At 74.7% G+C, this 9,253-nt stretch carries 8 protein-coding genes, 1 tRNA gene and 1 pseudogene; 3 read left to right on the top strand and 7 right to left on the bottom strand.

The window, feature by feature from the left end; genetic code table 11:
• Window positions 1-946 (top strand): annotated as a pseudogene (locus AC5FZL_RS02235) (hypothetical protein); the annotation flags it as partial.
• Window positions 947-956: 10 nt separating this feature from the next.
• Here AC5FZL_RS02235 and AC5FZL_RS02230 read toward each other — a convergent pair.
• Complete coding sequence (locus tag AC5FZL_RS02230; RefSeq protein WP_493616935.1) at window positions 957-1,544, bottom strand: YdcF family protein; 588 nt, start codon at window positions 1,542-1,544, stop codon at window positions 957-959.
• 273 nt (window positions 1,545-1,817) lie between these two features.
• Here AC5FZL_RS02230 and AC5FZL_RS02225 point away from each other — a divergent pair, with 273 nt between their 5' ends.
• Window positions 1,818-3,500: a DUF4012 domain-containing protein gene (locus AC5FZL_RS02225; RefSeq protein ID WP_493616934.1), complete on the top strand. Its 1,683-nt coding sequence runs from the start codon at window positions 1,818-1,820 to the stop codon at window positions 3,498-3,500.
• A 267-nt stretch (window positions 3,501-3,767) separates the two neighbouring features.
• Window positions 3,768-4,016 carry an LAVTG motif-containing sortase-dependent surface protein gene (locus AC5FZL_RS02220; protein ID WP_493616933.1) on the top strand — a complete coding sequence of 83 codons (249 nt, stop codon included), beginning with the start codon at window positions 3,768-3,770 and terminating at the stop codon, window positions 4,014-4,016.
• A 171-nt stretch (window positions 4,017-4,187) separates the two neighbouring features.
• Here the strand turns inward: AC5FZL_RS02220 and pth are convergent, their stop codons facing one another.
• From pth to AC5FZL_RS02190, 6 genes are all read right to left on the bottom strand, one after another.
• Complete coding sequence (gene pth / locus AC5FZL_RS02215) at window positions 4,188-4,787, bottom strand: aminoacyl-tRNA hydrolase (RefSeq protein WP_493616932.1); 600 nt, start codon at window positions 4,785-4,787, stop codon at window positions 4,188-4,190.
• Between the two features lie 30 nt (window positions 4,788-4,817).
• Window positions 4,818-5,489, bottom strand: a complete 672-nt coding sequence (locus AC5FZL_RS02210; protein WP_493616931.1) for a 50S ribosomal protein L25/general stress protein Ctc — start codon at window positions 5,487-5,489, stop codon at window positions 4,818-4,820.
• Between the two features lie 154 nt (window positions 5,490-5,643).
• Window positions 5,644-6,474, bottom strand: coding sequence for a sugar phosphate nucleotidyltransferase (locus AC5FZL_RS02205; RefSeq protein WP_493616930.1), 831 nt, complete (start codon window positions 6,472-6,474; stop codon window positions 5,644-5,646).
• Between the two features lie 163 nt (window positions 6,475-6,637).
• Complete coding sequence (locus AC5FZL_RS02200) at window positions 6,638-7,618, bottom strand: ribose-phosphate diphosphokinase (protein ID WP_493616929.1); 981 nt, start codon at window positions 7,616-7,618, stop codon at window positions 6,638-6,640.
• A complete protein-coding gene (gene glmU, locus AC5FZL_RS02195; RefSeq protein WP_493616928.1) occupies window positions 7,615-9,093 on the bottom strand; it encodes a bifunctional UDP-N-acetylglucosamine diphosphorylase/glucosamine-1-phosphate N-acetyltransferase GlmU in 1,479 nt (492 codons plus the stop codon). Before glmU ends, AC5FZL_RS02200 begins: the two co-directional genes overlap by 4 nt.
• Before the next feature lie 76 nt (window positions 9,094-9,169).
• A tRNA-Gln gene (locus AC5FZL_RS02190) sits at window positions 9,170-9,244 on the bottom strand.
• Window positions 9,245-9,253 lie beyond the last annotated feature (9 nt).

Genomic DNA, 9,253 nt, shown 5'->3' with positions numbered 1-9,253 from the left:
CCGCGAGCTCCAGGCCCGCGAGCTCCAGGCCCGCGAGCTCCAGGCCCGCGAGCTCCGCCGGACGGAGGTCCGCGAGCCCAGCACCCTCCGGACGGAGGCCCTCGGGGCCGAGGCCCAGGCCCGCCGGGAGCGCCGGCGCAGCGAGCCCACCGCTCGCGTCACTCGCACCGCCCGCACCGCCCGCACTCCTCAGCTGCCCTGGCACCTGCGCAGGTCGTTCCTGCTCCCGGTCGCCGGGGTGTGCCTGGCCGGCTCCCTGTCGTGCACCGTGCTGGTCGCGGGGACCGTCTACCCCCACTTGCGCGACGGCGGCTCGCTGGCCGAGCTGGGCGAGGTCCTCACCGCCGCCGGCACCCGGGCGACGGACGCGCCCAGCACCGCCGCGGAGGGGCCGGCCGGTGTCGAGGAGGCCGCGGACGAGGCGCTGGGCGAGGTGACCGCGCCAACCCCCTCGCCGCAGGTCCCCGTCGCACCACCGGAGGCCACCGGTGACGCGACGCCGGCCGTGCCGGGCGAGGCGCTCGACAGCGCAGCCCAGCAGCCGGCGCCGGCCGACGGCGCAGGACCGACCGGCACGGCGACGCAGGAGCCGCCACCCGCGCCGCCTGGGAACGGCGCTGAGGACGCCGGCGCGAGCGGCGCTGGCGGTGACCTCACGTACGAGGGCTTCGGGTCCGCGTCCGCCGTCCTCGTCGACTACGTCGTGGACGGCGAGTCGGAGGGCCGCGACGACCTGGGAGCGGACTTCTCGCTGCCCCAGCCGGGGTCAGCCTCCTGGGGGCAGTGGTCGGTGACCGTCATGAGCGACGAGGAGGAGGGCGACGTCGGGTGCCGCATCCGGGACTCCAGCGGAGCCGTCCTCGTGGAGGAGGTCGGCGAGGCCCCCTACGCCGAGGCGTCGTGCTCCTGGGGAGAACCGAGCCCCGGCGCGGACGAGGCGGAGTAGGCCGCGGCCCTCAGCACCCCGACTCGAGCACCAGCGCCTTGACCGTCGCGGCGGTCTGGTACGGCACCTGCGTCACGACCTCCCAGAGCGACGCCGGGGCCTGGACCGAGACGAGGTCACCGTCCCAGCACCGCGAGAACCGGAACCGCGCGCGCAGCACCTGGTCCGCCGTGGTCACCACCGTGATCGAGTCCATCCCGTGCTGGCGCGCGTACTCCGCCGCGAAGCGGGCCTCGCCCCGGGTGGTGCCGGGCGGCGGGGGGAAGGTGCACACCACCTCGACTGCGCCGGGCGGCCGGTCCGGGCAGTACTTCATCTCCCCGATGACGTAGACGACCGTCGCGCCGGGGTGCGCTGCCGACACCTCGGCGGCGCGCTCGGTCCGCGAGGGGGTGTCCAGGCCACCCAGCACCATGATCAGGTCCGTGGGCCTCGGTGGGTCCGAGGGCGGGACGACGAAGACGCGCCCCAGCACCGCCGCGCCGACCAGCGCCAGACCCGCTGCGACGAGCAGCAGGACCCGAGAGCGCCGGCGCGGAGGCCGCCGGTGGCGGGTCCGCTCGAGCGGGACCGCGGGTGGGAGGGCAGCGGCTGGCACGGGACCATCCTGCCCCGAGGCGGTGGAGGCGAGGCGCGGCGCGGCGGGCGAACGGGTGAGGGACGAGCCCTGCGGCGGCGCCGCGGTGCGCAGCAGTGCTGTTCCTGCACCGGGTGTGCGAGCATCCAGGCCGACGGCGGAGGGGGACGACGTGGAGCTGCAGCAGTGCGCGGGACGCCGGTGACCTCCCCGGCGCACGAGCACCCGCCCCGCTTCGCCCGGACGCGTCGGTCCTGGGCCGCTCGGGCCGGCTGGGTGCTGCTGGCGCTCGGCGTGGCAACCGTGGTGCTCGTGGTCTGGGGAGGGCTGAGCGCGCTCTCCCTGCGGACACACGCCAGTGCGGCAGCGGACTACGTCGCGCAGGTGCAGGACGCGCTCGACCAGGACGACGTGGACGGCGCTGGAGCGGCCGCGCGCGCGGCGTCGCGCGAGACCGGGCAGGCGGCCGACGCCGCAGACGCCCTGCCCCTGCGCCTGGCGTCCCACGTGCCGGGCCGCGCGGGTTCCCTGGTCGCCGACGTGCGCACCGTGGTCAGCGCGACCGACCTGGCCGTGACCGAGGGGGCGGCGCCGCTCCTCGACGTCACCTCCACCGTGCGCGACCCCGCGAGCCTGCTGCGCGAGGACGGCAGCATCGACCTGGACCGGCTCTCCGCGGCCGCGGACCAGGTGCGCCCGGCGGCCGCCGCCCTGGCCCGGGCGCAGCGACAGGTCGCCGACGTGGACCCCGCGGCGCTGCCCTCGCCGCTGCGCGACAGCGTGCGCAGCGCCCAGGAGGGCATCGGAGAGCTCGACGGGCTCGCTGGTGACGCGGACTCGGCCCTGGCCGTGCTCCCCGCGGCGCTGGGCGCCGACGGTCCCCGCTCGTACCTGGTCGCCTTCCAGAACCCTGCGGAGCTGCGTCCCACGGGGGGCATCGTGGGCAGCTGGGCGCTCGTCGGGGTCGAGGACGGACGGACCCAGCTGCTCGAGACCGGCTCCAACGACGACCTGGAGCGGCTGGGCGGCCCGACGCGCGACCTGGGCCCGGAGTACGCGGCGCTGTACCCGTCGGACAAGCTCGCGTACTCCCAGAACGTCAACCTGAGCCCCCACTTCCCGTACGCGGCCCAGCTCCTCACGGACCTGTGGGCGGCGCAGGGCCGTCCGGAGCCCGACGGCGTGGTCGCCATCGACCCGCAGGGCCTGGCGCCTCTGCTCCGGGGCTCCGGCGACGTCGAGGTACCGGGAGGACCGGCGGTCAACGCCGACAACGTCGTCGACGTCCTCCTGCGGGACGTCTACGAGGAGTTCGACGACTCCGAGGGCGAGCGGGACGCGCGCAAGGGCTACCTGTCCGCCGTCATCGGCACGGCCTTCGCCGAGGCCCTCGGCGGTGGCGCCTTCGACCGGGCCACCCTGGGGGGCCTCGCCGACGCCGCCTCGGAGGGCCACCTGCTCGCCTGGAGCCCCGACGAGGAGGAGCAGGCGGCCCTGGTCCGCGCCGGGATGTCCGGCCAGCTGGCCGAGCCCACGGCGACCAGCGCCGGCGTCTACCTCACGAACATCGCGGCGTCGAAGCTCGACTACTACCTGGCCGAGCAGGTGGAGACCAGCCCGGCGTGCGGCGACCAGCCGGCGCGGCTGACGGTGCGCCTGGCCAACAGCGCTCCCCCGCAGGTCCCGGAGTGGGTCCGCAACCACCGCCCACGCACCGCCCCGACCACGGAGTCGCTCATGGTGGCGCTCTACCTGCCCCCGGAGCGCGGCATCAGCCAGGTTCGCGTGGGCGGCCAGGTCGTGCAGCTGTCGGCCGGCGCAGAGCGCGGCTGGAGCGTGGCTCGCATCACCGTGGACGTGCCGCGCGGCGAGGCGGTCGATGTCGTCGCCGACCTGGCCGGTGACCCCACCGCCATCACCGAGGTCCACACGCAGGCGCTGGTCCAGCCGGTGGAGACGAAGATCGCCTCCTGCTGAGCCGCCCGCCAGCGAGGTCGGCGAAGGGCTACCCAGCGTGACCAACAAAGTGCGACGCGTGGTGGATACGCCTGATCGGTGACGTTCTGTGCGCGGCTGTCCGATCCGCCCGGTTTGCACTACCGCTGGCGGGCACTCTCTGGGAGCATCTGCACCAGCTTCTTCGGACGCAGCAGACATGGAGGCACCACTGTGAACGGAACTCGGACTGCCAGGACCCGAGCTGGTCGCATCGCGGCGGCCACGGCAGGTCTCGGGATCGCCGCGGTGCTGGCCGCTCCCGGCGCCATGGCCTCGTACGCCGACGTCGCCCCGCCGACCGACACCCAGGTGCTGGGCGTGAAGTACAGCGCAGCCCCCGCCGGACCCCAGGTGCTCCACGCCAAGCACGCGCCGGCCTCCCTCGCCCACACGGGCGCGGAGGTCGGCGGTGCCGCGGCGGCAGGGCTGGCACTGGTCGTCGGCGGGGCGCTCCTGGTGCGCACCAACCGCCGACGCGGCGACACCACCGCCTGAGCCGCGGTCCCGCACGCTCGCGGGGCGCGAAGGGACGCGGCTGACGGCACTCCAGGAGTGCCGTCAGCCGCGAGGACCCCGCGGCGTCACCGCGGCCGAACCGGCGCAGCGTCGCGCCGCCAGCGGTGACCCACGCTCGGGCGCCAGCACCGCCGCACGACGGTAGACCCCTCAGCGCGGCGCGTGGACGCGCTGCTGCGCGGCCTCGAGGTCGGTCGCGACGAGCGCCTCGACGGCGTCGGCGGCGTCGCTGAGCAGGAACGGCAGGTCCTTGCGCTCGGTGGACGAGAAGCCGTGCAGCACGAAGTCCGCCGGATCCATCCGGCCCGGGGGGCGGCCGATGCCCACCCGCACCCGCAGGTAGTCCCTGGTGCCCAGCGCCTTGGAGATGTCCCGCAGGCCGTTGTGCCCGCCCTCGCCCCCGCCCCGCTTGAGGCGCACGACGCCCGCGTCGACGTCCAGCTCGTCGTGGACGACGATCACCTGCGCCGGGTCGACCGAGAAGAAGCGGACCAGGCCGGCGACTGGGCCGCCGGACAGGTTCATCCAGGCGGTGGGCTTGGCCAGCACCACGCGGGGCCCCGGAGCGCCGCCGGGCAGGACGCCCAGGCGCACCTCGGCGACCGCGGCGCGCGCCTTGTGCGCCTTGAAGCCCGCGCGGGAGCGCTCGGCGAGCTCGTCCACCACCATCGCGCCGACGTTGTGCCGGTCCCCGGCGTGGTCGGGCCCGGGGTTGCCGAGCCCGACCACGAGCCAGGGACCGTCGCTCACGTCAGCAGGTCTCGCTGGGGTGCGGGCGGGTCAGGCGCCGGCGCCGGAGGCGGAGCCCTCGGCGGCCGGGGTCTCCGGGGCGTCGTGCTCGATGCCCAGGTCGGCCTCGGCGGAGGCGAGGTCGGCCTCGCGCTCCTCCGCCGTGGAGGCGCCGGAGACGTGGACGACCGTCGCGTCGGGGTCGCCGGCCAGGGCGGTGCCCTCGGGGAGCTTCAGCATCGAGGCGAGGATCAGCGTGCCGGCGCGGACGCCGGTGACGTCGACGACGATCGCGTCGGGCAGGTGCGTCGCCTCGGCGGTGACGGTGAGGGTGTTGGACTCCACGGTGACCACGGAGTCGGGAGCGGCCTCGCCGATGACCTGCACGGGCACGGAAACCTCGACCTGCTCGCCGCTGCGCACGAGGACCAGGTCGACGTGCTCGATCTCGCGGCGGACGGGCTCGATCTGCACGTCGCGGGCGATGGCCAGGACCTTCTCGCCGCCCTCGAGGGTCAGCGCGAGCAGGGCGTTGCGCTGCTTGAGGGCGAGCATGGTGGCGTGGCCGGGCAGGGCCACGTGGCGCGGGGCCTCGCCGTGGCCGTACAGGACGGCCGGGATCTTGTGGTCGCGGCGGACCTGGCGCGCCGCGCCCTTGCCGAACTTCGTGCGGGTCTCGGCCTGCAGGGTGGTGCCGGTGCCGGACTCGGGCTTCGTGGCCACGGGTGCTCCTCGGGGTTCGTCTCGGTGGTGCTGGCGTCTTCACACCTCAGCGCGGACGCGACAGCGACCACCGCGTCGATCACGGACGGCGCGCGGGCTCTCGCCCGCCTCGCGGCGTCCCTCGCCGAGGCAACTGCCGGAGTCTACCCGCTGCTCAGCGCTCCCAGACAGCCCACGGCGCGTCGCCGGCGTCCCAGCGGGCGTTCAGGTCCTTCCAGTCACGGAAGGTGTCCATGCCCATCCAGAAGCCCTCGTGGCGGTAGATGCCCAGCCCGCCGTCCTTGGCCAGGCGCTGGAGCGGGGCGTGCTCGAGCATCACCGAGGGGTCGTCGGTCAGGTACTCGTCGATGAAGGGGCGCTCGAAGAAGAAGAAGCCGCCGTTGATGTAGCCGACCTGGTCGCTCTTCTCGCTGAACTGCGTGACCGAGTCCCCGTCGATGGTCATCTCGCCGTAGCGGCCAGCGGGGTGGACACCGGTCAGCGTGCCCAGGCGCCCCGAGCCGAGGTGGGCCGACAGGGCTGCGGGCAGGTCGACGGGGCCGATGCCGTCGCCGTAGGTCAGGGCGAAGCGGGGGGCGTCGAGGTACTTCGCCACCCGCTTGATGCGGGCGCCGGTCGCCGTGGTCAGGCCCGTCTCGGCGAAGGTGATCTCCCAGTCCTCGGTCTCCACTGCGGTGTGGAACTCCGGCTCGACACCGGCGTGGGTCTTGAGCGTGAAGTCGTTGACGCGCAGCCGCTGGTGGACGAAGTGGTCCTTGATCAGGTCCGCCTTGTACCCCAGGCACAGGACGAAGCGCCGGAAGCCGTAGTGGCTGTAGGTCTTCATGATGTGCCACAGGATCGGCTTGCCGCCGATGTCGACGAGCGGCTTGGGCAGCGACTCGCTGGCCTCCCGCAGCCGAGTGCCCTGGCCGCCGCAGAGGATCACGACGGGGATGTCCGCAGGGTCCGAGCCCTGCACCTGCGCGCTGCTGTTCGCTACCACGGGGCCGTCCTCCTGCGCCTGACGCCACTTCCTGCCAGGGCGAGGCTAGCCCGGTCGTCGGAGCGGAGACCCCGCCGACCGGACCGCGCTGGTGCGACCGGGTGAACCCCGCCCCCGGACGGGTGAGCGGCTCACGGGCCGTCGCCCGCGTGCCCGGAGGCGGTCAGCTGTTGCCGTCGAACAGGCTGGTCACGGAGCCGTCGTCGAAGACCTCGCGGATCGCCCGCGCCAGCAGCGGGGCGATCGAGAGCACGGTCAGCTGGGGGAACTGCGACTCGGCGCGGATGGGCAGGGTGTTGGTCACGACGACCTCGGAGATCGGGCTGTCCTTGAGCCGCTGCACGGCCGGCCCGGACAGGATCGCGTGGGTCGCCGCGACGATGACCTCCGCCGCACCGTTGTCCTTCAGCGCCTGCGCGGCCTGAACGATCGTCCCCGCGGTGTCGATCATGTCGTCGACGAGCACGCAGGTGCGCCCCTCGACATCGCCGACCAGCTCGTGCACCTGCACGGTGTTGGGGCGGTTCGGGTCGCGGCGCTTGTGGATGATCGCCAGCGGGGCGCCGAGCTTGTCCGACCACACGTCCGCCAGCCGCACGCGGCCGGCGTCCGGGGAGACCACGGTGAGCTGGTCGGCGTCCTGCACCCGCCGCCGCACGTAGTCGCTGAGCAGCGGCAGCGCCCACAGGTGGTCCACGGGGCCGTCGAAGAAGCCCTGGATCTGCGCGGTGTGCAGGTCGACGCTCATCATCCGGTCGGCGCCGGCGGTCCTGAACAGGTCGGCCATGAGCCGCGCCGAGATCGGCTCGCGCCCGCGGTGCTTCTTGTCCTGCCGCGCGTAGCCGTAGAACGGCGCGACCACGGTGATCCGCTTGGCCGAGGCGCGCTTGAGCGCGTCGACCATGATCAGCTGCTCCATGATCCACTGGTTGATCGGCGCGGCGTGGCTCTGCAGCACGAACGCGTCGGCGCCGCGCACGCTCTCCTCGAACCGCACGTAGATCTCGCCGTTGGCGAAGTCGTAGGCGGACGTCGGCACCATGGCGGCGCCGAGCTCGGAGGAGACCTCCTTCGCCAGCTCCGTGTGGCCCCGGCCGCTGATGAGGACGAGGCGCTTCTCGCCCGTGGTGGTGATGCCGGTCATGCCTGGTCTCCCTGCTCTGCTGCGGTCTGTTCGGCGCCCTCCCGGGCGCGCTGGGCGGCCAGGGCCGCCGGGCTGCCGGCGCGACGGCGCTCGACCCACCCCGCGACGAGGCGCTGCCGTCCGCGCGCCACGGCCATGGCGCCGGGCGGGACGTCGTCGGTGATCACCGAGCCGGCCGCGGTGTACGCGCCGTCACCGATGGTCAGCGGCGCCACGAGCATGGTGTCGCTGCCGATCCGGACGTGGTCGCCGACGGTCGTGCGGTGCTTCGTCACGCCGTCGTAGTTGACGAAGATCGTCGCGGCGCCGATGTTGGCGCCGACCCCGATCTCGGCGTCGCCGACGTAGGACAGGTGCGGCACCTTGCTCCCGGCGCCGATCACCGCGTTCTTGGTCTCCACGAAGGCGCCGATCTTCCCGTCCGCGCCCAGGTGGGTGCCGGGCCGCAGGTAGGAGAACGGGCCGACCGTGGCTCCGGCGTCGACGACCGCGCCGCTGCCGTGGCTGCGGACCACGCTGGCGCCCTCCCCCACGACGACGTCGGTGAGCGTGGTGTCGGGGCCCACCGAGGCGCCGTCGGCGACCGAGGTGCGCCCGTGCAGCTGGGTGCCGGGCAGGAGGGTGACGTCGCGGCCCAGGCGCACGTCGACGTCCACCCACGTGGTGGCCGGGTCGACGACGGTCGCGCCGGCCCGCTGGTGGGCCTCGACGAGGCGGCGGTTGAGCTCAGCGCCCAGGCGCGAGAGCTGCACCCGGTCGTTGACGCCCTCGACCTCGAGCGCGTCGGCCACCGGGCGGGCCCCGACCCGGTGCCCGGCTGCGCGGGCCAGGGCCAGCACGTCGGTGAGGTAGGCCTCGCCCTGGGCGTTCGAGCGGTCCAGGCGCGGCAGGGCGTCGGCGAGCACCTCGGCGTCGAAGGCGTAGATGCCGGTGTTGACCTCGCGGACCGCACGCTGCCCGGCGTCGGCGTCCTTCTCCTCGACGATCGCCGCGACCGCGCCGTCGGCGTCGCGCACGACGCGGCCGTACCCCGTGGGGTCGGCCAGCGTCGTGGTCAGCACCGTCACGGCCGCGCCCTCGGCCTCGTGCGCCTCGACCAGGGCGGTCAGCGTGGCGGGCTGCAGCAGCGGGACGTCGCCATAGGTGACGAGCACGGTGCCGCGCAGCTGCCCACCGGTGCGCTCGGCGAGCGCCTCGAGCCCGCACTGGACGGCGCGGCCGGTGCCGGGCACGTCGTCCTGGTCGGCGACGAGCGCTGCGGGGTCGACGTCGGCGGCGTGCGCGGCGACGGTGTCGCGCTCGTGGCGGACGACGACGACCAGGTGCTCGGGCGCGGCGGCGCGGGCCGCCGCGAGGGCGTGGCCGAGGAGGGAGCGCCCACCGATCGCGTGCAGGACCTTGGGGGTGGACGAGCGCATCCGGGTGCCCGCGCCAGCGGCGAGGACGACGACGGCGGCCGGGCGGGAAGGGCTCACGCGCAGGCGCTCCTCGAGGGAGGTGGGTGGGGCGGGAGAACTGTATCCAGGGGCGCGCGGCCCAGGACGGCCGGGCTGGCTCCCCCGGGAGGGTTCGAACCTCCGTAGCCGCCTCCAAAGGGCGGTGTCCTAGCCGCTAGACGACGGGGGACGGTCCTCG

Source organism: Quadrisphaera sp. DVD1 (assembly GCF_058932755.1).
This window is presented reverse-complemented; position numbering and strand designations above follow the sequence as displayed.